1 protein-coding gene is annotated in these 914 nt (G+C 68.7%); it reads right to left on the bottom strand.

Going from position 1 to position 914, the window contains the following annotated elements; all coding sequences use genetic code 11:
• Positions 1-914 (bottom strand): thioredoxin-disulfide reductase (gene trxB / locus BST44_RS29200; protein ID WP_142274746.1); only part of this gene is annotated, 914 nt, incomplete at both ends.

Here is a 914-nt window from a genome sequence, read left to right as displayed (position 1 = left end):
TCGGCGTGTTCGGCCAGCCAGCGTTCGGCGTCGATGGCCGCCGAGCAGCCGCTGCCGGCGGCGGTGATGGCCTGGCGGTAGGTGCGGTCGACCAGGTCCCCGGCGGCGAACACGCCCTCGATCGACGTGGCCGTGGTGCGGCCCTGCACCAGCACATACCCGTCGGGATCGGTGTCGAGGACCTCGCGCACCAGCTCCGAGCGCGGGTCGTGACCGATCGCCACGAACACCCCCGTGACCGCCAGGGTGGACTCCTCACCGGTGACGGTGTCGCGCACCCGCAACCCGCTCACGGTCTCCGAACCCTCCACCCCCAGCACCGCCTTATTGGTCACGATGGTGATCTTCTCGTTGGCCCGCGCCCGCTCCAGCATGATGCGCGAGGCCCGGAACTCCTCGCGGCGGTGCACCAGGGTGACGCTGCGCGCAAACCGGGTCAAAAAGGTGGCCTCCTCCATCGCCGAGTCCCCACCGCCGATCACCGCGATGTCCTGATCGCGGAAGAAGAACCCGTCACAGGTGGCACACGAGCTCACCCCACGCCCCAGCAACTCCTGCTCCCCGGGCACCCCCAGATACCGCGCCGCCGCGCCCATGGCCAAAATCACCGACCGCGCGCGCACGGTCTGGCCCTCGGCGGTGGTCACCGACTTGACCGGCCCCTGCAGCGACACCGACTCGACGTCTTCCATCCGCAGATCAGCCCCGAACCGCAGCGCCTGCTCACGCATCTGATCCATCAACTCCGGACCGGTGATGCCCTCCCGGAAACCGGGGAAATTCTCCACCTCGGTCGTGGTCATCAACGCCCCACCAAACGACGTCCCCTCGAACACCACCGGCGCCAACTGCGCCCGCGCGGTATACAACGCCGCGGTATACCCGGCAGGACCCGAACCAATGACGATCACGTC

This window comes from Mycobacterium scrofulaceum (assembly GCF_002086735.1).
Lineage (GTDB): Bacteria > Actinomycetota > Actinomycetes > Mycobacteriales > Mycobacteriaceae > Mycobacterium > Mycobacterium scrofulaceum.
This window is presented reverse-complemented; position numbering and strand designations above follow the sequence as displayed.